At 38.7% G+C, this 25115-nt stretch carries 25 protein-coding genes and 1 pseudogene; 13 read left to right on the top strand and 13 right to left on the bottom strand.

The features are described 5' to 3' along the window. Nucleotides 1-214: 214 nt before the first annotated feature. Nucleotides 215-716, top strand: a pseudogene (gene iscB, locus AN486_RS20585) (RNA-guided endonuclease IscB); the annotation flags it as partial. Between the two features lie 394 nt (nt 717-1110). Here iscB and AN486_RS20580 read toward each other — a convergent pair. Then, nucleotides 1111-1980, bottom strand: a complete 870-nt coding sequence (locus AN486_RS20580) for a fructosamine kinase family protein (RefSeq protein ID WP_205748616.1) — start codon at nt 1978-1980, stop codon at nt 1111-1113. A 45-nt stretch (nt 1981-2025) separates the two neighbouring features. Continuing rightward, entirely contained in the window at nt 2026-2907 is an 882-nt protein-coding gene (gene crtR, locus AN486_RS20575; protein ID WP_053539351.1) for a beta-carotene hydroxylase, read from the bottom strand. A gap of 425 nt (nt 2908-3332) precedes the next feature. Between crtR and pyk the strand changes: the two genes are divergently transcribed. Next, complete coding sequence (pyk, locus tag AN486_RS20570; protein WP_053539350.1) at nt 3333-5102, top strand: pyruvate kinase; 1770 nt, start codon at nt 3333-3335, stop codon at nt 5100-5102. Between the two features lie 147 nt (nt 5103-5249). Here pyk and AN486_RS20565 read toward each other — a convergent pair whose 3' ends face one another. Both AN486_RS20565 and AN486_RS20560 read right to left on the bottom strand, forming a co-directional pair. Further along, complete coding sequence (locus AN486_RS20565; protein ID WP_053539349.1) at nt 5250-5579, bottom strand: type II toxin-antitoxin system PemK/MazF family toxin; 330 nt, start codon at nt 5577-5579, stop codon at nt 5250-5252. Beyond that, nucleotides 5567-5827 carry an AbrB/MazE/SpoVT family DNA-binding domain-containing protein gene (locus tag AN486_RS20560; RefSeq protein WP_053539348.1) on the bottom strand — a complete coding sequence of 87 codons (261 nt, stop codon included), beginning with the start codon at nt 5825-5827 and terminating at the stop codon, nt 5567-5569. Before AN486_RS20560 ends, AN486_RS20565 begins: the two co-directional genes overlap by 13 nt. A gap of 155 nt (nt 5828-5982) precedes the next feature. Here AN486_RS20560 and AN486_RS20555 point away from each other — a divergent pair, with 155 nt between their 5' ends. From AN486_RS20555 to AN486_RS20545, 3 genes are all read left to right on the top strand, one after another. Continuing rightward, on the top strand, nt 5983-6234 hold the full coding sequence (locus tag AN486_RS20555) for a UPF0175 family protein (RefSeq protein WP_053539347.1): 252 nt from the start codon (nt 5983-5985) through the stop codon (nt 6232-6234). A 5-nt stretch (nt 6235-6239) separates the two neighbouring features. Next, a complete protein-coding gene (locus AN486_RS20550; RefSeq protein ID WP_053539346.1) occupies nt 6240-6725 on the top strand; it encodes a DUF3368 domain-containing protein in 486 nt (161 codons plus the stop codon). A gap of 100 nt (nt 6726-6825) precedes the next feature. Then, nucleotides 6826-8493, top strand: coding sequence for an HNH endonuclease (locus tag AN486_RS20545; RefSeq protein WP_081424219.1), 1668 nt, complete (start codon nt 6826-6828; stop codon nt 8491-8493). Between the two features lie 115 nt (nt 8494-8608). On the opposite strand, the gene AN486_RS20540 is transcribed toward AN486_RS20545, so the two are convergent. Continuing rightward, entirely contained in the window at nt 8609-9319 is a 711-nt protein-coding gene (locus AN486_RS20540) for a hypothetical protein (protein WP_290602365.1), read from the bottom strand. A 292-nt stretch (nt 9320-9611) separates the two neighbouring features. On the opposite strand from AN486_RS20540, the gene AN486_RS20535 reads away from it, so the two are divergent. From AN486_RS20535 to AN486_RS20525, 3 genes are read left to right on the top strand one after another with little or no spacing between them, the layout of a single operon-like run. Next, nucleotides 9612-10304 carry a DUF3800 domain-containing protein gene (locus AN486_RS20535; protein WP_072033569.1) on the top strand — a complete coding sequence of 231 codons (693 nt, stop codon included), beginning with the start codon at nt 9612-9614 and terminating at the stop codon, nt 10302-10304. 49 nt (nt 10305-10353) lie between these two features. Continuing rightward, nucleotides 10354-10683 carry a helix-turn-helix domain-containing protein gene (locus AN486_RS20530; protein WP_168635305.1) on the top strand — a complete coding sequence of 110 codons (330 nt, stop codon included), beginning with the start codon at nt 10354-10356 and terminating at the stop codon, nt 10681-10683. A gap of 35 nt (nt 10684-10718) precedes the next feature. Continuing rightward, nucleotides 10719-10946 carry a hypothetical protein gene (locus AN486_RS20525; protein WP_168635306.1) on the top strand — a complete coding sequence of 76 codons (228 nt, stop codon included), beginning with the start codon at nt 10719-10721 and terminating at the stop codon, nt 10944-10946. A 216-nt stretch (nt 10947-11162) separates the two neighbouring features. On the opposite strand, the gene AN486_RS20520 is transcribed toward AN486_RS20525, so the two are convergent. From AN486_RS20520 to AN486_RS20495, 6 genes are all read right to left on the bottom strand, one after another. After that, nucleotides 11163-12239 carry a glucose-1-phosphate thymidylyltransferase gene (locus tag AN486_RS20520; RefSeq protein ID WP_053539344.1) on the bottom strand — a complete coding sequence of 359 codons (1077 nt, stop codon included), beginning with the start codon at nt 12237-12239 and terminating at the stop codon, nt 11163-11165. Beyond that, the gene (rfbD, locus tag AN486_RS20515) at nt 12236-13123 is read right to left on the bottom strand and encodes a dTDP-4-dehydrorhamnose reductase (RefSeq protein ID WP_053539343.1); all 888 of its coding nucleotides are present in this window, start codon (nt 13121-13123) and stop codon (nt 12236-12238) included. Before rfbD ends, AN486_RS20520 begins: the two co-directional genes overlap by 4 nt. Further along, entirely contained in the window at nt 13116-13661 is a 546-nt protein-coding gene (gene rfbC / locus AN486_RS20510) for a dTDP-4-dehydrorhamnose 3,5-epimerase (protein ID WP_053539342.1), read from the bottom strand. Before rfbC ends, rfbD begins: the two co-directional genes overlap by 8 nt. A gap of 466 nt (nt 13662-14127) precedes the next feature. Continuing rightward, nucleotides 14128-14781, bottom strand: coding sequence for a pentapeptide repeat-containing protein (locus AN486_RS20505; protein ID WP_053539341.1), 654 nt, complete (start codon nt 14779-14781; stop codon nt 14128-14130). After that, nucleotides 14778-16178, bottom strand: coding sequence for a DICT sensory domain-containing protein (locus tag AN486_RS20500; protein WP_053539340.1), 1401 nt, complete (start codon nt 16176-16178; stop codon nt 14778-14780). The genes AN486_RS20505 and AN486_RS20500 overlap by 4 nt, the downstream gene beginning before the upstream one ends. 168 nt (nt 16179-16346) lie before the next feature. After that, nucleotides 16347-17921, bottom strand: coding sequence for a photosystem II high light acclimation radical SAM protein (locus AN486_RS20495; RefSeq protein WP_053539339.1), 1575 nt, complete (start codon nt 17919-17921; stop codon nt 16347-16349). Between the two features lie 16 nt (nt 17922-17937). On the opposite strand from AN486_RS20495, the gene AN486_RS20490 reads away from it, so the two are divergent. Next, entirely contained in the window at nt 17938-18147 is a 210-nt protein-coding gene (locus AN486_RS20490; RefSeq protein WP_053539338.1) for a hypothetical protein, read from the top strand. A gap of 353 nt (nt 18148-18500) precedes the next feature. Continuing rightward, nucleotides 18501-18896, top strand: coding sequence for a DUF1830 domain-containing protein (locus AN486_RS20485; RefSeq protein ID WP_053539337.1), 396 nt, complete (start codon nt 18501-18503; stop codon nt 18894-18896). Nucleotides 18897-19131: 235 nt separating this feature from the next. On the opposite strand, the gene AN486_RS20480 is transcribed toward AN486_RS20485, so the two are convergent. After that, nucleotides 19132-19542 (bottom strand): AbrB family transcriptional regulator, encoded by a 411-nt coding sequence (locus AN486_RS20480; protein ID WP_053539336.1) that lies wholly within the window; start codon nt 19540-19542, stop codon nt 19132-19134. A 409-nt stretch (nt 19543-19951) separates the two neighbouring features. Here AN486_RS20480 and AN486_RS20475 point away from each other — a divergent pair, with 409 nt between their 5' ends. From AN486_RS20475 to pyrR, 3 genes are all read left to right on the top strand, one after another. Further along, nucleotides 19952-20395: an Rrf2 family transcriptional regulator gene (locus AN486_RS20475; protein WP_039200160.1), complete on the top strand. Its 444-nt coding sequence runs from the start codon at nt 19952-19954 to the stop codon at nt 20393-20395. Between the two features lie 150 nt (nt 20396-20545). Further along, nucleotides 20546-21496 (top strand): adenosylcobinamide-phosphate synthase CbiB, encoded by a 951-nt coding sequence (gene cbiB, locus AN486_RS20470; RefSeq protein ID WP_290602357.1) that lies wholly within the window; start codon nt 20546-20548, stop codon nt 21494-21496. 448 nt (nt 21497-21944) lie between these two features. Continuing rightward, on the top strand, nt 21945-22481 hold the full coding sequence (gene pyrR, locus AN486_RS20465; RefSeq protein ID WP_039200174.1) for a bifunctional pyr operon transcriptional regulator/uracil phosphoribosyltransferase PyrR: 537 nt from the start codon (nt 21945-21947) through the stop codon (nt 22479-22481). A 169-nt stretch (nt 22482-22650) separates the two neighbouring features. On the opposite strand, the gene AN486_RS20460 is transcribed toward pyrR, so the two are convergent. Then, nucleotides 22651-24912: a type IV pilus secretin family protein gene (locus AN486_RS20460; protein WP_290602355.1), complete on the bottom strand. Its 2262-nt coding sequence runs from the start codon at nt 24910-24912 to the stop codon at nt 22651-22653. Nucleotides 24913-25115 lie beyond the last annotated feature (203 nt).

Raw genomic sequence — 25115 nt, 5'->3', positions numbered from 1 at the left:
ACTCAGTTCTTAACCGAACTACGTTAGAGGTAAGAGTTAAAGACCTACCAGGGGATGCGTAGCTAGTTCCCTGCTCTAGAACTTCAAAGTTAAACAGGCTTAAGGGTTAAACCAGTGCTTTTAAGATAGTTACCGGCCTCTAACATTGTCGTTCGCGCCAGCGTGCCGGAGGCATCTAGCTAACATTACCCGCAAGGAGGGACTTTATGTCTTTATGTCCAAAGTATTTGTTTTAGATACCAACTTCATCCCATTAAATCCAATTCATTCTGCACAAGCCAGACAACTATTAAGAAACAAAAAAGCAGCAATATTTAGACAGTTTCCGTTCACAATTATTCTCAAAAAATCCTGTCCTGACTCCCCAGTATCGTCCCTAAGACTAAAGATTGATCCTGGGGCAAAATTCACGGGAATGGCATTAATTAATGATTCAACTGGCGAAGTTGTATTTGCCGCTGAATTAAAACATTTCTGGCTTTGCAATTAGAGATGCTTTAACTTCTAGAAGTCAATTAAGACGTTCTAGACGTGCCAGAAAAACTCGTTACAGACAACCAAGGTTCTTGAATAGAACCCATCCAGAAGGATGGTTAGCACCGAGCTTACAAAGTCGAGTTGAAAATATTGAAACTTGGGTTGAAAGATTGCATAAACTCGCACCAATTAGGGCAATTAGTCAAGAATTAGTCAGGTTTGATATGATTATGCTCCAATGATCCGGTTTGCGCCCAGCATAAACCAGATAATGAGCAAGAGGAGCGTTTTTTACATGGTGCTGCTTGTCATGGGTGTTTACTGATTGCGGAAACATCTTGCGAACGGCGTAATGAATTTCTTGACAGGGCATTGGTAGTTGCTACTGTTGAAGGAACAGGAGCAGAATTCTTTGAGGATAAAGGAGGATGAAGAGTTTTCTTAACCTCAGTCGTCCAGCCCTGGTTAATTTAGCAACGGCTTTGGTGGCGATCGCTCTTCTACTTCCTAACAGCTAATTTAGCAATTTCAGAAAGTGGAGAAAATGGACTACAAAAGTTTTTCTCGGAGCGACACAAAGTAATACGAAAATTGCCAATCACTCAAAATCATCCCCATCAAATTAATAATAGTTCAGACCTTTAAAATTTTCTCAATCATCCGATTAGCTTGGGAACTATAACTACCACCAAACAAATTAAAATGATTTAAAACATGATACAGATTATATAATGTTTTTCTGGTTTCATATCCTGTATGTAAAGGATATATCTCCTCATAACCTTGATAAAAAGTTGGCGGAAAACCTCCAAATAATTCTGTCATAGCGACATCAACTTCTCTATCACCAAAATAAGTTGCAGGATCAAATATTACTGGTTCACCCTCAACCGTAAAACCTGCATTTCCTCCCCATAAATCCCCATGTACTAAAGCCGGTTGAAGTTGATAATTTGCTAATAATTCGGGAATAGCTGCTAATAGTTTTTCTGCTAATGGAAAACTACCGCCGCGTTTTTTTGCTAACTTAAATTGATAACCTAAACGGTGCTGAATATAAAATTCAATCCAAGAGTTAGAAAAATTGTTAATTTGCGGTGTAGAACCAATAGTATTATTAATATCCCAGCCAAAACCTTGATTACTGGTAGTTTTGTGCATTGCTGCCAATTTGCGTCCCATTTCTTGCCAAGACTTATGGTTACCAGTGGTCATCTCTAGCCATTCCAAGACAATATAGCTAGAATTGCCTGTAGTTCCCCAACAGATTGGACCAGGAACGCGGATAGTTCCTGTGGTGGACATTTGCTGTAAACCAAGCATCTCTGCTGCAAACATTGAGACTTGAGAAGCTTGATTTAGTTTAACAAAGTAAGTCAATTGGCGATCGCTAATAGCAAAACCCTGATTAATACACCCACCACTAATGGATAAATGCTGCTGACTAACAAATTTTTCGCCAGTAACTTGGCTAATACGGGTATCAATTTCCGTCCAAATCATAAAACCTGTAGGGGCGGGGTCTCCCCGCCCTCAATATTACTAAATTCAGTGATGAAGATGAATACCTATGAAGATATCATAGACAAATTCCAAAAAGTCCTGCTTCTGCAATAACCCGGAAGTTTGCGGACTGCCTTTTTCGTCTAATAATGGCTTCATCAAATAATAAGCTGGCTGGTAATTATACCAAGGAATCGAAGGCCAAAGATGATGAATTAAGTGGTAATTCTGCCCCAAAATTAGGATATTGAGAACCTTGCCAGGATAGACGCGGGCGTTTTTCCAGCGATTTCTCTCAACAAAAGGACGGTGAGGTAAATAATCAAAAAATAACCCCAAAGTTATTCCTACCAAGAAAGCGGGAATAAACCAAAAGTTAAGAATATAGCCCAAAAAATGATATTGGACAGAAATATAAACAATAGTAATGATAATTAGGCGACTAATAAACCATTCTAGTAGTTCATAATTACGCCATAACCGTCTTTGAAAGAAAAATACTTCATGGTACAAAAATCTCACCGCAATTAAGAACAGGGGACCACCTGTAGAAACATAATGATCTGGATCATCTTGGGGATGATTAACATTACCATGATGCTGTAAATGTACTCGTGTAAATACTGGAAAAGCAAAGGCTAGAATCAAGGCACTACAATGGCCTAACATAGCGTTAACAATTCGATTGCGATGGGCAGATTGGTGACAAGCATCATGAATCACCGTTCCTGAACAATGTAGCGCTAGAGTATTGACACTAAAACACAACCAATGCGGCCATTCCCAAAGCCAATACCCAAAGTTAGACAAAACTAACATCATCACCACAACTAAAAACATTAATAGCGTGGGATTAAAATCACCAGGAGGTGATAAAAGTTCTTTGGGGGGAATTGTCAGTGGCTTTTGTGCCTCCGACGTGATCATTCTTAACTCCTTTCATAATCAATCTTTACGGATCATACTATTAATCTTAGTGAAGAGTAAAGTTATGTAAAGCAAGATTTATCCAGAGTTGTGGTTAAGAATGTGTAAATAAGGCTATGATTCTTGGCTAAAGCAGTGCTTTGAGACAAAAAACTTTCTGAGGAGAAAGTGGCCGATCAGATTAGTGTACGATATCAAAACTATACCATGATTAGCTCTCTAACTGCTTATAACATTGATATAGTAGTGACCCAAAAGAGAGAGTCTGTTTAATTCATAACCATTTGCAAAAAGATGGCGATCAATGGAAAAATGATTTGCTGATACAGTCAGGTTTTCATGATCCAAAATCTCAGATCTTAAATGGTATGAGAAAAGATGACGATAAATTCCCAGGTAGATCCCCAAAATTTTGAACCCAGCCCATGACGCAATTAAGAGATTCTCAGCGCCGAACTAAAATTGTTGCTACTATCGGACCTGCTACCAGCAGTCCAGAAATGCTGAAAGGGATTATTGAAGCGGGTGCAACAACACTACGGCTCAACTTTTCCCACGGAACTCATGCTGACCATCAGCGCAGTATTCGATTAATTCGGCAAACCGCTTTTGAACTGAATAGACCGGTAGCAATTCTGCAAGATTTACAGGGTCCGAAAATTCGCTTGGGGCGGTTTGAAACTGGTTCGATAATTTTAGCAAAAGGCGATCGCTTCACATTGACAAATCGCCTCATAGAAGGAACACAGGAAATAAGCTGTGTTACCTACGATTACTTAGCCGAAGAAGTCCCCGTCGGTTCAAGTATCCTCCTCGATGATGGCAAAGTCGAAATGGTAGTGGAGGAAATTAACCGCGAAAAAGGCGATTTACATTGTCGGGTAACAGTTCCAGGTAAACTTTCCAACAACAAAGGTGTTAACTTTCCGGGAGTTTACTTATCCATCAAAGCCATGACCGACAAAGACCGCGAGGATCTGATGTTTGGTTTAGACCAGGGAGTTGATTGGGTAGCCCTTTCCTTTGTCCGCAACCCCCAGGACATTATCGAAATTAAAGAACTAATTTCCAGCACCGGCAAGAATGTCCCTGTAGTTGCCAAAATCGAAAAACACGAGGCCATTGAACAAATGGAAGCAGTTTTGTCTTTATGTGATGGGGTGATGGTTGCCAGAGGTGACTTAGGGGTGGAACTACCGGCGGAAGACGTACCCGTGCTACAAAAACGGCTCATTGCCACAGCAAACCGCCTGGGAATTCCCATTATTACCGCTACCCAAATGCTAGATAGCATGGTCAGCAACCCCCGTCCTACCCGTGCAGAAGTATCCGATGTTGCCAACGCCATTTTAGACGGCACAGATGCGGTCATGCTGTCCAATGAAACCGCCGTTGGTAGTTTTCCCATAGAAGCTGTAGCCACTATGGCCAGAATAGCCGAACGGATTGAACAAGAGGAAACCCTGAACACCAATTCCCGTCTATCACGAGATAAAAGGCGTTCTATTCCCAATGCGATTAGCCAAGCTGTTGGTCAAATTGCTGAGAATTTGGGCGCAGCGGCAATTATGACTTTGACACAAACCGGGGCTACAGCCCGCAACGTTTCTAAGTTTCGCCCGAAAACGCCAATTTTAGCCATTACACCTCATGTTAATGTAGCCCGACAGTTACAGATGGTCTGGGGAGTTAGACCGCTGTTGGTGTTAGAACTACCTTCTACAGGTCAGACATTCCAAGCCGCTATTAATGTCGCCCAGGAAAAAAACCTCCTCACTGAAGGTGATTTAGTGGTCATGACCGCTGGTACGCTTCAGGGGGTTTCTGGGTCAACGGACTTGATTAAGGTAGAAATAGTCACTGCTGTACTAGGTCAAGGCATTGGACTGGGACAAGGTTCTGTGAGTGGTCGCGCTAGGGTAGTTCATAATGCCATGGATGCCAGTAACTTTAACCCTGGAGATATTTTGGTAGCATCCCGCACTGGTGTTGATTTTGTGGAAGCAATTCGCAAAGCCGGGGGGATTATTACTGAAGAGGAAAGTCTCACCAGTCACGCCGCAGTTATTGGTTTACGTCTCGGTGTACCAGTAATTGTAGGCGTAAATGATGCGACACAAGTAATTAAGGATGGTGCAATTTTGACTTTGGATATACAGCGGGGTTTAATTTACTCTGGTGTGGTAGGAACTTAAACAATTAAAAATTCAAAAAAAATAATTTTGGATTTTTAATTTTTGGGTTTTGAAAACAAGCTACGGTGCAGACTTCTGAGATGGTGTAAAGGGGTTTTTTCACGCAGAGACGCAAAAGGCGCAAAAGGCGTTTTCTGCGTCTTGATTTTATTCAGCGAAAATTTCCGCTAAGATATCCAAAACGGCTTTTTGTTCTTCTGTGGTAATTTGACCTAGAAGTTTGATTAGTCGAGTTTTATCTACTGTGCGAATTTGGTCAAGTACAATTTGCCCTTCTTTTCCTTGAAATTGACAGGTCACTCTTGTGGGGTATGGTTGCCCTTTTGTTGTCATTGGTGCAACTATTACGGTAGAAATATGATGGTTGATTTCGTTGGGTGAGATTATTAAGCAAGGGCGTGTTTTTTTAATTTCACTGCTAATGGTAGGATCAAGATTAACTAGGAAGACATCAAATCTGTTGACTACCATTGCCATTCATCTTTATCCCATTCTGTTGTGTTGATATCATCTAATAAGATATCATCGCCTTTTTCTGCCATTTCTATAAATGCTTTTTCCCAACCTTTTCTGACTTGTTCAACTGGGCGAATAATGAGATGATTTCCTTGAACTTCTATTTCTACTTCTGAGTTAATTCCACTTTGTTCTAATAGGGTTTTGGGGATGCGTAACCCTTGAGAGTTACCGATTTTGACTATTCGGGTTTTGATAGCTGTACCCATTTTGTGTGATTGGGGGTAGGGTGGTGTTTACATTGTAATTACAATGATAAAAATAGTCAAGTAGAGGAAGATATGTTGATTTAGTTTTATTAAGACGAGATATGTAAACAGGTTTTTGAATATAATGAAGTAATGAATAACAAATATTGTTATATATGAGTAAATTTGCGAGTTCGATTAATTTACAATTATCACCTGATTCTTTAAGTCAGGGTGAGTCGGGTATTCGTCAGGAATTAGCTTTACAGTTATACGCACAGAATATTTTTACTTTTGGTCAAGCACGACGTTTGGCTAATTTATCTGTTTGGGAATTTCAGCAGCTTTTAGGAGAAAGGAAAATTGAACGACATTATAATGAAGTTGATTTATTGGAAGATGTAAAGAGTATTCAAGAAGGTTTTTAATAATTGTGACTGTTATTTGTAACGCTACACCTCTAATTAACTTTGCTGCTATCAATCGTCTAGATATTTTGAAGGAGGTGTTTGGACAAGTTATAATTCCCCAAGCTGTTTATGATGAAACAACAGTTTCAGGATTTCTGTGGTCACAATTTATTTTACAAGCTGTTGTTTCTGGATGGCTACAAGTTCGCACTGTCTCAAATATAGACCCTATTATTTCCCCAGAACTAGATGATGGAGAACGAGAAGCTATTGCTTTAGCTCTTGAAACTGGTGTACATAAAATTTTGTTAGATGAACGGGACGCTCGTAAAGTAGCTCAAAGTATAGGATTACGATTAATTGGTACTCTTGGTATTCTTTTATTAGCTAAGGAGAAACATATTATTTCTGAAATCAAACCGTTACTTGATGGGATGATTGATGTGGCTCAATATTGGGTAAATCAGAATCTGTATGAACAAGTTTTAAGGCAAGCAGGAGAGCTATGACAATGCAATTAAAATAATCATTACTAATCTTTTAGTATTGTTAGGAGTTGCTTCAAGTGCAAGACATTAAGTAAAGTTAATTTCATGTGAGGAAAAGAATATGAATTTATGCTATCTGTGTGGCAGAGAAATGTTTGACAAAAAATATTATCTTGAAAATGAAGAGAAATTTACAGAAAACCCTGCTTTAAAACATGATGAACATATTATCCAAAATTCTTTAGCAGGTAAATTAAAATCTAATAATATACTTTGTGAGACTTGTGGTAGTAAGTTAAATGAAAGTGTTGATAAAAATTTTGGAGATTTATTTGCACTAATAATTACAGAACAATTGCGAAAAAAGAATATTCATAAAGAGAGAAGAAATAACAGTCCTACATTAGAAGGTTATTGTTTTGATAAAGAAAAGCAAAAAATAATTAAAGTTCATATAAAAGATTTTAAAGCTAGTCCAATCAAGCCTTTTCCAAAATTTGATGAGGAAAATAAAATCATAAAAATTTATGGTAATTTATCTAGTGTAAAATCTTATAAAGATAAAGTTATTAGTGACCTAAAAAATCAAGGAAAAGATATTAATTCATATAAAATACAATGCATAACAGATATATCCTCAGATAATGATTTTTTTTATTTGCCTTTTCCTGAAGGTAATGATAATTTTAATGAAATATTGGCGTTGCTGAATCATGGGATGATTTCATCCAATTTAGAACGGATTTTCGATGGTTTAAACCGCCAATCCATCCTGTATTTATGCAACTCCGAAATATTCCGTAAAGGTTTAAATAAAATAGCCACTGGATTTGCATATGATCACGGAGTTAAAAGATCAGATTTGGTCAGAACACTTGACATAACAGAAGGAAATGAAAAAATAATTGATTCAGACAATATAATTCCATTTTTTTCTCAAGGGATGTTTGATATTTTTCTAGATTTACATAGATCTGAATTAGAAAATTATTATCCTACCCATACGCTGATTCTATTTACACAGAAATACACTAATAATAAAAAATCACTTTACTGCTATATAGACCTGTTTAGTACATTTCAATATTATGTTATTCTAAATGATAATTATGAAGGTGAAGATATATATGAGGTATATTACCAAACTGTACTGAAGCAGGAAATAACTAAGATAGATATTAGGAAAGTAAGACCAAAACATTTGAATATTATAATTGAAGATTTTGGTATAGATAGGAGTAAATACCAAGGTTCTTCAGTCAATGATTTGTATGATTTTATTGAAGAAGAATATAAAAAGCTAAATCCCGAATATCAAATAAACCTGTATGATGAGTTAGAAAATATTGCTAATAAGTTAATTATCTCATATTCAGTTTCTCAAGAAATTCAGTTACCCATGCCTAATTTACCGCAAGAAAAAGTAATTCAGAGTTTTCGGAACTTTCAAGATTTAGATGTTATATCTTTTTTATCAGAAATAAAGCATTTTTTAGATAAAGATAATTACATATTTAGAAGATGTTTTTATAAAAGTGATGAAAATGATGAAGTAGAAATTCTATCTACACCAGATGAAATGATTGTAACCTTAAATTTACAAAAAAGTCATGCACTGGCTCAAGAGTATGGTAATATGAAGTTTCAACAATTACAAAATTTTGCTAATTCAATACCAAAAGAAGATATTTTACACACTCTACTCTTAAAGATGCTTTACCATCAGCCAATCAGTAAAGTAATTGAAAAAAATCCTGATCAAGTAGATATAGATGTTGATAATTTCTAGGTTAGGTTAAATAATAAAAATCAACATAATTAAGTTGTATTTGAGTTTAGATAAGTTGATTATTGCAAGATTTAATTCTAATTAAAGATAGTGTTAATTATAATTATTTTTACTCTTATTTGGGAGTAATACACCTCTGTAAAAGTTTGTTTGTCTCTCCAAGTAAATTATAACTAATAATACGTGCTGTTATTGCCCCATCTAAATTATCATAAAAATATGAAGAATGGGCATCTTCAGCAGCAATAACCATTGCCATATCTGATTGACCGATGTTTCTTAATGTTAGTTCAGTTCCATTTGCATCTTGCCAAACATACTGGTCACAAAATAGTAAATCAGAACTTATTTCATTTTCTATAGCAGCTTTTAAAGGATAAGCAATTAAATCAGATGAATGGATAATATTTACCCATCTGAGTTTATAACTATTACCAGAATTTTTACTACTAGATTTATCTATAATAGAATTAACAATAGAAAAATCAATATCTAGCATCTCTTTGAGAAATAACAAAGGAGAACCTAACGTAGTAATGCTGACTAAATCTAGTTTGTGTAGTTTATCTCGAAACTGTAAAACGGAGTCATCATGAGAAATAACATCTGAAAAAAGAATATCCCAAAGAATCAAACTACCTAGAGAATGAGCAATAAAATGAATTTGAGTTTCTTTAGGGTGATCTTGGATAAATTGGTTAAATTCCTCAAAAATACGTTTACGAATAAGTTGACCACGTTTAGGATTTTGATAAATTAAGAAATCTCCTAGAAAATTACTAATTAATTCCTTTCTTCTTGACCTATAGCTAATGAATATTATCAAATAATTCAAGATTTTTATGTATGGCTAACTGAGAGACAACATAATATTCATCAACAAGACTTAGAAAATCTTAAAAATATGCAAAAAGACCTCTAATATACAAGATTGGGTTGAGTAACAAAACCTTACATAATTAAGTTTTTGAGCAATTTCCCTAATCTTCTTCTCACGACACCAAAACTAGATTGAGATGCTATAATATAGATAGCAGTCAAGAGGTCTGACTTTTTCGGATCGCGGTAGCAAGGTCTACCCTTGACTGATTTTTATTGTCTAAGGATACATAACAGCCATGTACTTGCTGTATGCAGATGAGTCAGGTACTACCCATGACCAAAACCAGCAATATTTTGTACTGGCTGGATTTTGTATATTTGAACGTCAAGGCTATTGGATTTCTGATCAGCTTGATAAAATTGCTGCTAGATTTGACCCCGCAGATCCTTTATCAGTTGAATTACACGGTAGTCCAATGCTAAGTGGTAGAGGAAAGTGGAGAAGCTATTCTAAAAGTGATAGAGAGAAAGCTATTGAAGATATTTTGCAGGTTTTTTTACAGTCACACCCAAGTAACAGATTATTTGCAAGTGTTATTAAAAAGACTTTAGTATCTCCAAAAGACCCTGTTGAAGTTGCATTTGAACAACTTGCTAGTAGATTTGATAGATATTTGATAAGGCTTCATAAACATGATAATACACAGAGAGGTATTATCATTTTTGATAAATCTACGTATGAAACAACCATTCAATCTTTAGCAACTGATTTTAGAACTATTGGCTACAGTTGGGGTGTAATCAGAAATTTTTCTGAAGTACCATTATTTTTAGACTCAAAAGCTTCGAGATTAATTCAACTTGCTGATATAATTGCTTACGCCATTTTTAGGAATTTTGAAAAGGGAGATAGTAGATTTTTTTCTATCATTCAGCAAAGGTTTGATTCTGAAGGTGGTATAGTTCATGGATTACATATCCTGCAATAAATTTCAAGAAATTGATATGCAAATCCCTGTAATTGAGTAATTAAAGTAGATGCACAATTACAATACAGAAAAGATTGAAATAAAAACCAGTAGCGGTAACGTATTTGCTGATTTAGATTTACCCAACCCAGAGGAAATGCTAGTAAAAGCAGAACTTGCACGTAAAATCAGTAATGCTATTATTGCACGTCATATCACCCAAGCAGAAGCGTCCGAATTATTAGGAATTGATCAACCAAAAGTTTCTGCTTTAATGAGAGGAAGATTTACAGGTTTTTCTCTAGAAAGAATGTTTAGATTTCTCAATACTTTGGGAATTGATGTAGAAATTACAGTCAAACCTAAATTGAGAGATAATGCACGGATAACAGTAGTTTAATTTGCACTCATTCAAAGTCAAAATTCAAGGAAATTATGACTACATCTATTTCTGATCAAATTATTCAACAATTAAACATAATACCTCAAGACTTGCAATATCAAGTCCTGGAATTTGCCCGCAATTTAACAAAATCAAAAATCAAAGGTGTTCCCGGTGAAGAATTACTAAAGTTTGCCGGTTCAATACCCAAAGAAGACTTACAGCTAATGAGTGAAGCAATAAAACAAGATTGTGAAAAGGTTGACTTTGATGAATGGTAGATACTTACTCGATCTCAAACTTTCATTCCTCTGTGTTCTCTGTGTTCTCTGTGGTTCGTTTTTAGTAACTTGTGCGTAAGTCCTAAAGATAAAAAGAAATAATCATCACAGAACATATTGAAATAAAAGCCAGTTGTAGCAAGGTATTTATAGTATTGCTAAAACCAGCCTTTTTATTGAATATTGGTACAGTGTCTAGAATGATACCTCTTGCCTTTAAGTCAATTCAATTTGCGAATCATCACCAATTAAAAAGCGTAATGCTTTAGGACGACGGGGGGCAATACTTAATTGGGCGCGTTGTCCAATTAGGCTGTCAATAATTCGTTGTTGAATTCCAGTGATTTTAGCACCTTCTAATACTACGCTGTGTTCTAAATCTGTTTCTATCAGTGTTGAATTATCGGCAATACTACTATAAGGACCGATAAAACAGTTTTCTAAATAACAGTTATTACCAATGATCACAGGTCCGCGAATTGTACAGTTGGTAATTTTAGATCCAACGCCAATTTCCACTCTTCCAGTAATCTGGGTTGTAGAGTCAATATCACTCAGAATTGATTTTGTTAAATAGGTATCAAGAATGAGACGGTTAGCTTCTAATAAATCATCTTTTTTACCTGTATCTAACCACCAACCGTCAAGATTACAGGCTAAAACTTCTTTTTCTTGATCTATTAAACATTGAATTGCATCAGTAATTTCTAATTCTCCTCTAGCTGAAGGTTTAATCAGAGAAATTGCCTCATGGATAACTGGTGAAAAGAAATAAACCCCTACCAATGCTAAGTTTGAAGGCGGAATTTTCGGCTTTTCAATTAATTGTAATACTCTGCCTTTTTCATCTACCTTTGCCACACCAAAAGCGCTAGGATTTGTGACTTCCCGTAACAGAATTAAAGCATCTGGTTGTTGTTGAGTAAATTTATCTAAAAATGAACTCAAATCACCTTGTTGAATTAGGTTATCACCTAAATACATGGCAAAGGGTGAATCTTTTAAAAAAGGACGGGCAACCTGGACAGCTTGTGCTAATCCTGCCGGTTTTTCTTGTAAAATATAGGTAATATTAACGCCGAACTTTTCACCATTTCCGGTTTTACTCTTGACTTCTTCCCCGGTTTCTGGGCTGATAATAATACCAATATCAGTAATCCCTGATGTAGCCATTTCTTCAATGCCGTACCATAAAATTGGTTTGTTGGCAACGGGTACAAGTTGTTTTGCTCCTGTATAAGTTAATGGGCGTAAACGAGTACCTTTTCCACCGGATAAAATTAGGGCTTTCATAGAGATTTTTCTTGTAATTCTTTTAACATTAATCTGAGTCCTTGTCGCCAATGAGGAGAATAAGTTCCCAAGACTTTGGATATTTTCTCACAAGCTAAGACAGAATAAGCAGGACGTTTTGCTGGTGTAGGATATTCGGGAGTGGTAATGGGGATAATATTTTTGATGGTGAGGGGGAAACCGAGTTTTTCTGCTTCTTCAAAGATAGCTATGGCGAAGTCATACCAACTGGCTACACCACTATTTGTATAGTGATAAATTCCCGCAGTTTCTAATGTTAATTGGGGGATAATTTGGGTAATTGCTAAGGCTATATTTCGCGCCCATGTAGGACTACCAATTTGATCGGCAACTACTCTAACTTCCGGTCTTTCAATACCTAGTCGTAACATGGTTTTAACGAAGTTGCTTTTTCCATAAGTTCCATAAACCCAGGCTGTACGGAGAATTATATGTTGAGGGCAAATATTTTGAATTGCTATTTCTCCGGCTAATTTTGTTTGTCCATATACGCTCAATGGATTGGTAATCTTGTTTTCTTGATAGGGATAATTACTGTTACCATCAAATACGTAATCTGTGGAAATATGAATTAAAAAATTTCCTAATTTTTGACTTTCTTCAGCAATAACTTGGGGGGCTATAGTATTAATTATGTGAGCGATTTCTGGTTCACTTTCGGCTTTGTCTACTGCGGTGTAAGCAGCAGCGTTGATAATTATTTCGGGTTGGGTTTCTCTGATAATTTGGCGTAAGTTTTCAGGTTGAGTTAAGTCTATTTGCGGACGCGCAACTGTTATAACTTTGTAGTTGGATGAAAGGGTATGTTGTAGTTCTGTTCCAACTTGTCCGTTACTACCTATTAATAATATTGATTTATTCATAAACTTCGGCGTTTTTGAAAGTTCGAGCGTTGCTATCTTTAGCTGATAAAATTGGGGGTGTTTTTAAAGGCCAATCTATAGCTAAATCTGGATCATTCCAAAGTATAGCGCGATCGCCTGCTGGTGTATAATAATCTGTAGCTTTATACAAAACTTCGGCAGTTTCTGAAAGCACGAGAAACCCGTGAGCAAATCCTGCTGGTATCCACAATTGGCGTTTGTTTTCGGCGCTGAGTTCGTAACCTACCCATTGTCCAAAGGTGGGGGAGTTTTTTCTCATGTCTACTGCGACATCAAAGATTTTACCAACAATGGCGCGAACTAATTTACCTTGAGGTTGGATGATTTGGTAATGTAAGCCTCGTAGCACATTGTATTCAGATTTTGAGTGATTATCCTGGACAAAGTTGGCTGTAATTCCCAGTTTCTCTGTGAATGTTTTCTGATTATAGGATTCTAAGAAAAAGCCCCGTGAGTCTTGGAAAACTTGGGGCTCGAGGAGAAGGATATCAGGAATAGAGGTGGAGATAATATTCATTGAACTGTTAAATCTCGGAAATAACACTCATAACAATATCATTATTTCAGTTAATCCCTGATCCGAGAACCCAGAGGAACTATAAGTAATTGGACAAAGATATTTACAGTCATTGCGAGCGAAGGGAAGCAATCACAACCCTTGGAATTGCTTCATTTCACTTCGTTCCATATGGCTAACGCCAAGCTTCGCTTACGTAATGACATTACGTAATTAATTCTGTCTCACTACTTATAGGGTTTGCTGAATAATTTGTCTGTGAAGGCAGGGAACAGGGAACAGTTTCAACGATCTGGATATCCTCAATTTTCCAAATCCGACAAAGAAAAATGGGCGTTGCTGGTTAAGAGTATGATTTTGTTATGCCTACGGCACGCTGCGCGAACACGCAGAGGCGCTCCAGTCGCAGAGAGTAAGAGTTTGAAATCATTGATTTTTCAATTTCATTCCCTAATTCAGCAACGCCTTAATTTCGTCTTGCGGCGGTACTAGCTTCCAAAACTGTTCCCCGCAAACACACCCGATCTAAATTTGCCCCATTTAACTTCACTGCATCTAATTCAGCACAGAGTAAATTAGCTCCGGTCAAATCAGCCCCTGCTAAATTTGCTGCTCTTAAATCTGCTTCTTCAAGATTCGCTTCAATTAGTACAGCACCTTGCAAATCTGCACCGCTTAAATCTGCACCTTTGAGATTAGCTCCCGTTAAATTTGCACCTCGTAAATCTGCACATCGCAAGTCAACACTCTGCAAATTTACACCATGCAAATTAGCACCACTTAAAAAAGCACCCGCTAAAGAGGCATCGTTGAGGATTGCTCCCATCAAGTTACTACCCCGTAAGTTGCTACCACGTAAATCCGCACTTGTCAAGTTAGCCTGCATCAAGTTTGCACCCATTAAGTTAGCCCGCAAGTCGGTTTCTTGCAGATTAGCCCCCATTAAATTTGCACCTTCAAAATGACCACCCTCTAATTTAGAACCAGTGAAGTCAGTCCCCACCAGTTTAGCCCCTGTTAAATTTATCTTCCTTAAATCTAGGTGAGATAGATCCTCATCTTCTAAATTTACACCGGGGAGTTGTTTGTTTTGCCCTAATCTAATGGTTTCTATATTCATTTGCTGTACACTGAAATCTGCTCACTACTTTTGCTGTCGGCATCCCAACGGGAGTCAAGTAACCATAAACCGCTGCTGACCTTGGGTGTCATTATCGGTAAATCAAGCCCCTGTTGTAAACCCATCACTAATAAACCTAATGTATCTACAAGTTTAGGATCAAAGCGGGTAGATTGTTGTTTTCGACACTGATCTAGGGCTTGAGTAAATATCTCTGCTTCTCCTTTGCTGGAGTATTTATACTGATTGACTTGTAGCTGAAATTCTGCTATCAATGACAAAATTCGTGATTCTAAAGGAATATCATCACCAGCTAAACCGGCAGGTTCGCCTGTACCATTCCACCATTCGCTTTGGTGAGTGATAATTTGGGCGATCGCTCGTAGTCGTGGCATGATTCGTAATGCTTGCGCTCCTGGGACGAGGGGACAAGCCAGAGGACAACTAGGAGATTGTTCTTGATAAGCTGTTGTTATATGAGTGGGACTAATCAGGCTTTCGGCTTTTTGCAGTTGGTCTAAGCGATGCAAGAGAGCAGCTAGGCGTAATCTTTTAATTTGCCATGCGGGTAAATCTAATAATTGCCCCATTGTTTCAACAACAGATGCTACTTCTGATGCGGCTACAGGGTTACGGCTATCTGCTAGATCAATCAACTGTGCCATCCGCAAAAATGCCTGAATTTCGTTAGATACCAAGTTACGATCTAGAAATTTTTGGTGGGATGCGGTGAGAACAGGTAAGTTACCTTGTCCGGTTTTGAGGTAATCAACAACACGAGAGACAACGGTAGCTACTTCTTCCCCCGGACATATAGCTGGGTGAATTGCTTGTTTATATTGACTCAGTTTGAGCGCTAGTTCGGGATGATAGTCTTGAATGTGAGCGATCGCTAACTCTGCGGTTTCCTCCACCAATTCCGGTTCAAATGTCCATAAACCATAGAATTTACGCTCTAAATCGCAAGTTGGCAACCCATCTTTCCCATAGTCAGCTTCAGATAACTCTTGACAAATTACCATAGCCGTGTAATCAGGAGCTAGAATAATCAAGTGCCACTCCTGCGCCACAGGATCATCAGCAGCTAGTCCCACCAAATCAATGTTAGGTAATTGACCGGTCGGATGTTCAGCAAAACCAGAATCAGCCGTTGCCATAATGACAATTTCCCGGCTGTGTTTTGCGATATCTGCGTATCTTTGAGCCTCTTCCAGATACCATTTACCCTGCTGGAAAGCCGTAATCACAAAAGGATCATTATCTTTCGTTAAAATATGATCTTCCAAAGCATGACAGAGAGACACTAAGGTATTTTTATAGTACACGCCAAAATGAATAGGTCTAGCACTATGGCGGTGAGATGCTTCTAATTGTTGGAGAATTGAACCTTGTAACATGGAATTAATTGGGGATTTCCGATAATACGGCTTATAAGCCGCGTCTACACAGGCAAAACCCACCTGCGTGGGTTTTATTTCAAACCCTTAATTTTTAATTAGTCCGCGCAGGCGGACTTTGTTTGTGTAGCCGTGATTTCTAATCACCTGGGCTAATCGCCAGGAGTTTTAAGATACGCTTGCCAACTGTTTCTCTGGTTTTTCTATCGGTGCAGAAAGTGCATCTTCCAAATCAGCACAACCCAATTTGGCTTCTAAAATATTCATCACTTCTCGTCCGAAGTCATTGGGATTTTGTCGCCAAGCTTGTAAGCAAACCTCACCAAAGAAAGAACCTAATGGTTCAGGATTCCAGAGGAGTTTTTTGGCTGTCCAAGGCATTAAACTCATAGGATCATAACCAGGCTTGAGAATACCCTCTTTAAAGGCATATTCTTCTAAATGGGTATGGGGTTGGAGTCCAATGAAGAAAATAGCAGGTTCAACTTTATCAGCCCCAAAAATCCGTTCTAGTTCGCGGTGATAGGCAATAGTTTGACGAATAGTTTCGGGACGTTCATCAATCACATTAAAGGAGTAGTTAACAGAAACTACATCATTGAAACCGGCGGATTTTAAATCACGACAATTTTGTAAAACAGTCCGCAAATTATAACCCATTCGCATTTTGCGAACCAGTTCTTGAGAACCGCTGGTAATCCCGATTTCAAAATAATTCATGCCTGTTTTTACCATTAACTCACACAATTGGGGTGTTAAGTTGTCGGCTCTGATGTATGCTGCCCAATGGATATCCGACATTCCCGAATCAACGATTTTCTGGAGAAGTTCTACAGCATCATCAATGAATTTCCGGGCGGGGATAAATTGAGCATCTGTAAACCAAAAGTTGCGAATACCCCGGTTATATAATTCTCGAATTTCTGCTACAACTTCATCACTAGGGTTAATGCGGACTTGTTTACCTTCAACTACTGTATAAACACAGTAACAGCAATTATGGGGACAACCGCGTTTGGTTTGGACACCAATATAAAAGTCCTGTTCTTGCAGGTAATAATTAAATTCCGGCCAAATAGTTTCGATGTAATCGTAATTACAAACTGTTTTTTCTAGGGGTGTGGGTTGTTCATGAATTAGCCGTTGACGCGGTTTATTTTCTCCCACTACATAACAGCGTTCATCCTGAAAATCTTCACCCTTGAGTAGTTTTGTGAGTAGGGTTTCTCCTTCACCGACGGAAATAATTGTTCCGGGCGGTAAGCTTTTACCCAACTGTTCATAAAATACGCTAACTGCACCACCACCTAAGACTACACGGGCTTGAGATTGATATTTTTGGGCGCGTTTTAAACCCCGTTTAACTAGTCCCAAATTGCGCCATAATTCTACATAATAAGCAATAAAAATTCTCAACCCGCCCAAAGCACCACGCAATTTTATAAACGGGTTTTTTGCGTAGTAGAATTCAAAGGCGTTTTGGAGAGGATTGCCGCCCCGTCCACCCACTGGGGCGTAAATTTGAATATCTCGCCAGGAAAAGACTAGTAGGGTGGGTTGAAACTCATCAATACATCGGTCTAGGGCGGAAGTATAATCTAGGGGGGGGATTGTGCCTAAGTCAAAAATCCGCTGTTCGGCATGGGGAAATAATTTGTGGACATGATCGGAAAGATAGACAACCCCAATAGGAAAGATAGGGTTACAGGGAAGGCGAACGTAGAGGATTTTAGTTGCGTTCATACGTGGTTTAACTGTAATGCTTGCCGTAGTTGAGAAAAAGACTAGAGGAATTGTGAATTTGCTGCTGACTGGACTAGCATTATCTTTGACATTTCAGTTGTTTTGTGCTATGCAAAAACTTTTGCCGTTAGTGATCAAAGTGAATGTGAAAACTGCACTGCATAAAATTTGCTTGTTATATATAGATGGGATTTATGAACGAAATTTTCATATACATTTACCATAACATCGAGTTTATGAATTTAGCGATGATTTTTCGTGGTAACTCCGAAGATAGATGCAAGAAATAATTCAACTTACCAGGGATGATAAATCTTGGCGTAAAGGGGGGAAATTCTTGGCTGTAAAGGATTTACAGAGATTCTAGCGGATATGACAATGGAGATTCTCGTTTATCGTCTTTTTTGTTAAGTAAATACAGATTTATTTACAAAAATTTTATAATCTCTATATATCTTTAGATAGAAATAATGCAGAAACTCGCAGTTGGTAGTGGCGGTTACAGTAACCGGGGATCATCGGGTGTTAGCTTTACTGATGTAATGTAAAATTGTGGAGCAAATAAGCTCTTCAGCAGTTATGGCTCAGATATTAGATCCTCTACCACCGGAGCATTCGGGGAAAATTCTCTGCTGCTACGTCAATGCCACGAGTAAAATCCAGGTGGCGCGTATCTCCAATATTCCTAACTGGTACTTTGAAAGGGTTGTCTTTCCTGGACAAAGGCTGGTGTTTGAAGTGCCTCCAGAAGGACAAATGGAAGTTCATACTGGGATGATGGCAAGTGCGATTATATCAGATACAATTCCGTGCGATCGCCTGATCATCCATGAACCTAGCTATGATGAGAGACAAGACAACTTATCTCCAGAGATAAATTCTAGTAGTAGTAATCCGATTAAGTCGGAAATTAATAAAAAAATTGTAGATACGACAAAATCTTTACAACCGGTTAAATTGGCATCTATTGATTAAAAACACAATGTTGCTCAATATTGGGGTTGCTGAATTCAGCAGCCTTTTTTATGTGGGGTTGGCTGATAGCGTGACATTAGCCATCCAAGTTTTTTGCAAGGCATAGGAATCAGGATTTATCACTATTACCTGTTGCCTGTTCTGCCAGTTTTGGTAATCAGTCAGTTATTCAGCAGTCAGGGTTAAAACGCAACCACTGACAACTGACAACCTACAACTAACTAATGAATATTCATTAAGCTGTAGCTTCTACTTCGGCATCTTCTGTGGATTCCAAATCTACTTGCCGCAGTCGAATATGCTTTTTCCCTAAAGTAATGACAAACTCATCCCCAGGCTGAAGATTCATCTGTTTTGTGTAAGCTGCACCGATTAATAAATTGCCATTTTGTTGGACACTAATTCTATAGCTGGCACTGCGTCCACCACGTCCATTAGCACTAGGTGAACTATCCAACTGAATACCCTCCGCATCAATTAGGGCATTCAAGAATTTCATCATATTGACGCGCTCTATACCATTTTTGGTAATGGTATAGTAGCCACACTGTTTAGCTTTGTCGTCTTTGCTGATGGCTTCTAGCTCTTTAACTTTTTTGAGCAGTTCTTCGCCGACGAGGGGTTCAATTTTTTTCTGTTTAGGCATCAACTTAGGTCGAAAATGAATTTTTGAAGTTGTCAAGTGGATTTTATTTTAGCCGACATTGAACTAATAGGAACATAATCCTTTAATTTTGGGATCAGCCTAGCCAAGTATATTACACTCATAGCCAAAATTGTTGCACTATTATCAATTTTGTTAAAAAATTATAGGAAATATAATTACGATGATGTTGATAGCTACTATAGATATAGCAATAGTCAAGAAGATATCAATTTATTGATGTAGGCAGGGAAGGGGGAACAGGAGAAAATAGCTCTTAGATGTGTAATGAATTTTTTCAAGCATCAAATGGGAGTCTTATGTAGTATTGTTATTTGATTTGCCAAATTATCAAATCAGGTAGGGACGAGGAAAGAGAGATTGGGAAAATAAAATTCATGATAACTGCTATATGAAACTAACGACAAGAGGACACTATAGTGTGAAAGCATTGCTAGATTTGAGTTTACGTCCAAAATATGGACCTGAATCTGTCAGAGCGATCGCCAAACGTCAAAATATTCCTGCTCCCTACCTAGAAAAACTACTCATCGAAATGCGTCGAGCAGGATTAGTTACATCAATTCGTGGTAGCGATGGTGGATACAAACTAGCCAAAAAACCGGCACTTATATCTATCGGTCAAATTTTAGAAGCAGTTGGTGAAAATATTACTAACTTACCCTTAAATAATCCCACACCTACTCAAACAGCAGATTGGGTAACATCCAGCCTCTGGAACAGACTCAACCAAAAGCTAAAAGAAGCCTTGTACAATATTACCCTCGCAGACCTTTATTATGATGCCCGCAGTTGGCAAGCATCTCAAGGAGAAGAAACCAATTTTGTAGTTTAGTAGGGGCTGTCCAGAGTCAGCAATGACAGCGATTTCCAATCATATAAGGTACATCTTAGCCCCCTCATCGCTTGCGGGGAGGGGGTTGGGGGAGGGGTTCTTGTTCCGGGTTTGATGACAATTTGCTGTAGGAGTTAGGAAAAAGAATAAATGACATCTGCTGTTTTGGTTTTCGCTGCCTTATTAGATTACTTAATAGGAGATCCTTGGGGTTGGCCTCATCCCGTGCGAGTCATGGGATGGGTAATTTCTCGCTTGAGTAAACTCGCCCTCCAATATTGTCAAAATCCTCTTTCTCAACGTCTCGCCGGCATTTTCTTAGGGATAATTGTGATAATTGGTAGTGGTTTGGTGGGTTGGATAATAGTTCAAGCTGCCAAATGGGTACATCCATTTTTAGGAATTGCCGTAGAAAGTATTCTTATAGCTAGTTGTTTTGCTTTCAAAAGTTTACGAAATGCAGCAATGGAAGTTCTGCAACCTTTAAAAAATGGAGAATTAGAATCAGCGCGACAGGTATTAAGTAATTATGTCGGCAGAGATACAGCCAATCTTTCCACAGCAGAAATTCTCAGAGCAGTTTTGGAAACCGTCACAGAAAACGCCACCGATGGCGTAATGGCTCCTCTTTTCTATACTATTATTGGTGCATTCATCCCTGTTATTGGCGCTGTCCCTTTCGCTTTAGCATATAAAGCCAGTAGCACTTTAGATTCAATGGTCGGTTACAAGGAAGCACCTTATACTTATCTTGGTTGGTTTAGTGCGCGGTGGGAAGACGGTTTAACTTGGTTGCCTTGTCGGTTAACAGTGATAACCTTATCATTATTATCCTTGCAACCTGTAAAAGTTTGGCAAATTTGTCGCCGGGATGCCATCAAAGATCCCAGTCCCAATTCTGGTTGGAGTGAATGCGCTTATGCTGCGGTTTTAGGTGTGCAAATGGGAGGCATAAATTGGTATCGTGGAATAGCTAAAGAGAAACCACTTTTAGGAGATCCTATTTATCCCATTACGCCAGATTCTATTGATCAAGCTTTACAACTAACCCGATATGCGTTTTTACTATGGTTAGGACTAGCAATATTTTTAATACCTTAGTTATCTCCTTATCTCGTTCCCAGTCTCTGACTGGGAATGCTATCACAGAGGCTCTGCCTCTACTATTATTGAAGGCAGAGCCTTCTAGCATTCATTCCCACACAGAGTATGGGAACGAGAAAGCTCTGCCTCTGCTGTTATTGAAGGCAGAGCCTTCTGGAATTCATTCCCATACAGAGTATAGGAACGAGAAACGAGAAATCACCAATTTATCTCGTTCCCAGTCTCTGACTGGGAATGCTATCACAGAGGCTCTGCCTCTACTATTATTGAAGGCAGAGCCTTCTAGTATTCATTCCCACACAGAGTATGGGAAGGAGAAAGCTCTGCCTCTGCTGTTATTGAAGGCAGAGCCTTCTGGAATTCATTCCCATACAGAGTATGGGAACGAGAAACGAGAAATCACCAATTACCAATTACCTATCACCTATCACCAATTACCAATCTTATGTCTACTAAAGTAGTTGAAATTCTCTCATCAGAAGAACTGCGTCGGACATTAACTCGAATGGCTTCTCAGATTATAGAAAGAACACGAGATTTATCTCAGTTGTTACTTCTGGGTATTCACACTAGAGGAGTACCATTAGCTTATTCATTAGCTCGTCAAATAGAAATCCTCGAAGATGTCAACGTTTCTGTAGGCTCTTTAGATATTACATTTTATCGTGATGATCTTGATAAAATCGGCTTGAGAACTCCAGAAAAAACCGATATTCCCTTTGATTTGACAGGTAAAACCGTGGTACTTGTAGATGATGTCATTTTTAAAGGCAGAACTATTCGGGCTGCTTTAAATGCCGTAAATGAATATGGTAGACCAGAAGTAATTCGCCTAGCCGTATTAGTAGATAGAGGTCATCGGGAGTTACCAATTCATCCAGATTTTGTTGGTAAAAAATTACCCACCGCCAAAGAGGAAATTGTCAAAGTTTATCTGCAAGATAGTGATGGACGAGACGCTGTGGAGTTAATTAGTAATTGAAATTAACTTTTTTAGACAATTAAATATAAGATGGGCAGGCTAGAAGCCCACCCCACAATTAATATTTTAATCTTGTGGGGTGGGCATCCTGCCTGCCCTAGTCAACAGGGATACCTTATTTACTCTTCTCCCATAAATCGGGTATTTGGAAACAATCACCAAGAACTAACTAGCGAGGCTGAACCTTCAACCCCCGACGTTCTAAGATTTGCCGTACCTGGGGACTGGGTGTGTAATTATAACCGTAAGCAGAACGCTCTGAGTCATCCATAATTTGAGGTGTAAGTAAGACAATTACCTCTCTGCGCTCATTAGTTCTATTGGACTTTCTAAACAGCGAACCTAGTAGAGGAATATCACCTAAGATAGGCAGTTTAGAAATAGTTGTCCGGTCTGAATCTTGAATAATACCTGAAAGAATCAGTGTTTGACCGTCTCGCAAGCGAAGTTGACCAGATGCCAGACTTCTTGAAGCTAACAGGGTAATATCACCATCAGGACTACTTGTTGTCCCAGCCAGAGAAGACACAGTAGGGGCAACAGACAAAGAAACAAAACCATTATCATCTATTCTTTCTACTTTCACTGTCAAGGTTAGCCCTGCGTTCTTGATGATAGGTTCTCTTAGTAGATTAGTTATTTTAATTCCCCCGTATACTTCTGACGTTAAAGCGACTGTTGCGTTCTGTCCCTCTTGAACAATTAGGGTGGGGTCTGTCAAAATCTTGGCATTGCCACTTGTAACTTGTGCTGTCAAACTAGCCAGAAACTTTTTAGGGAACTGGTATAATTTTGGTAGTTCGTATGTGATTTCAGTAGGAGTAATTGCTTTAACACCTGTTACTTCTGGATTAGAGCTTGCACCTGCTGTAGGATTACCTGTACTGGAATCTCTTTTGTCCAGAAAAATGTTAGCACTGCTAAGTGGATTAGTTGTAATAGGTGTTTCGGTAACACTACTTGCTACTTCACTGCCTGTAGCTGGTCGAGAACCACCAAAATTGAAAGTTGCTGCACCACCATCACTGGTAAAGTAGCTATTACCAAGACCAAAAGAAAAACTAGAGTTAGAGTCTTGAATACCTAAAAGGTTGACATCAATAATTTTGACGTTCACTACCACTTGGCGACGACGGACATCAAGCTGTACTAATTGAGATACTGCCATTTCCACCATCTTAGGATTACCAATCAATGTCACAGAATTGGTGCGCTCATCTCCTGAAGCTTGTAATCCTCTCAGTAATGGTGTTGAATCTTGATAAGTAATCCGTTGAGTTTCGACTTTTGTTTCTGTGGTTGTTTGAGTTTGGGTAATGGGAGCTACTCCAGTCCCAACAGTTACAGCATTGACACTCGTAACCAATCTTTCTCGGCTGACGGCACTTTCTGCACCCAAAGCCACCAAGAAGTTTAAAGCAACTCCCACTGTTACCTGATTTAGTCGTAAACTCCGCATGACAGTATCACGGGTGGAGTTAGGTAATTTAGTCCCGACAAAAATTGTCCGTCCCGTGCGGTTAGCTTCTAAAGCACTCAACCGCAGTACATAGTTAAAGACATCTTGCACAGGTTCGTTTTCTATATCCAGAGAAATTGTTTGAGAAGTCTTTGTTGCATCCGCACCCTGTGTTTTTTCTGCTTCACCACCGATATAAACTACGTTTAAATTAGCAGCCCGCGCTAACAGTGATAAAACCTCTCTCACAGGTGCATCACGTAATACCAAGCGGGGAACTCGTTCTTGAGTACCTAAATCAATCACGGTGGGTGATGTATCAATATTTGATTGAGTAATATCTCCTACTGGTGGAGCGACGGCTCTGGGTAAAAAAGGAGGCGCTTGGTTATAAGGTTGATTTGGTCCTGCGGATTGGGCAATTTTACCGTCAATGGTGACTTGGGGATTAGGGACTAGGACATCTGGAGGTTTACCTGGTTCATCGGGTTTAGATTCAGGTGTGGTAGCTGGGGCTGCTGATACTTTTTCTATGGGCTTAGTGGCGGTTGATGCTGTTGAATTTGTGGTGGTGGTAAAGCCAAGGGTAAGATTATTATCCTTTCGCATGACGGGCTGATTGCTGGGTGCATCATCAACACCTGTGACTATTACCCGAATGCTATTAGCATCTAATTGTTTAACTTCAATAATCTTGATTCCCGGTGCGGGGTTTTCTTGACGGAAGTTATCACCTTTGGGTAGACGCAGTTGGGCATTAATTACATCTGCAATTAAGGATTTATCTTTTTTAGTTGTAAATACTTGGGGACGATTGCCGGCAGCAGTTTTTAAAATGACGCTGATTCCGCCCTCAATGGGATTGAGTTTGACATCAGTAATTTGTGTTAATTGTGCCAGGACTGGTTGGGCGGCTAAGAGTACACAAGCCGCTGCACTTGATACGAAAACACTATTATGAAACTGTTTCACAGTTCATTCCTCACATAAAATAAAAGTCTAAATTGTCACGTATAGCAGGGAACAGGGAACAGGGAACAGGGAGAATATTTCATTTTGCCTCTTGCCTCTTGCCTCTTGCCTCTTGCCTCTTGCCTCTTGCCTTTTGCCTCTTGCCTCTTGCCTCTTGCCTCTTGCCTCTTGCCTTTTGCCTCTTGCCTCTTGCCTCTTGCCTC

It is taken from the genome of Anabaena sp. AL93 (assembly GCF_001672085.1).
GTDB lineage: Bacteria > Cyanobacteriota > Cyanobacteriia > Cyanobacteriales > Nostocaceae > Dolichospermum > Dolichospermum heterosporum.
Note: the sequence above shows the minus strand (reverse complement) of the source record. Positions and strands in the feature narration are given on the sequence as shown.